This is a genomic window from Clostridium boliviensis (assembly GCF_033342255.1).
In the GTDB taxonomy this organism is placed as follows: Bacteria; Bacillota; Clostridia; order Lachnospirales; family Lachnospiraceae; genus Lacrimispora; species Lacrimispora boliviensis.
The window spans coordinates 1-390 of sequence record NZ_JAWONS010000056.1; the positions used below are offsets into that span (position 1 = coordinate 1).

1 protein-coding gene is annotated in these 390 nt (G+C 62.1%); it reads left to right on the forward strand.

Annotation, left to right across the window (positions count from 1 at the left end; all coding sequences use genetic code 11):
* The coding region (locus RZO55_RS02675) for an ATP synthase beta subunit C-terminal domain-containing protein (RefSeq protein WP_439100015.1) at positions 1–390 on the forward strand (390 nt) is incomplete at both ends.

Here is a 390-nt window from a genome sequence, read left to right on the forward strand (position 1 = left end):
GGATGCCACGACCAACCTGGAGCGGCGGATTGCCGACAAGGGGATCTATCCGGCGGTGGACCCCTTGGCCTCCACCTCCCGCATCCTGAGTCCGGCGGTTGTGGGACAGGAGCACTACGAGACGGCCCGGGGCGTACAGCAGATTCTGCAACGCTATAAGGAGCTGCAGGACATCATCGCCATCCTCGGGATGGATGAGCTCTCCGACGAAGACAAGCTGGTCGTACACCGGGCGCGCCGGATTGAACGCTTCCTGTCTCAGCCCTTCCATGTGGCCGAGGCTTTCACCGGCAAGCCGGGCCGCTATGTACCCGTCAAGGAAACGGTCCGCGGCTTCAAGGAGATCCTGGAAGGGAAACACGACGACCTTCCGGAAGACGCCTTCTACAT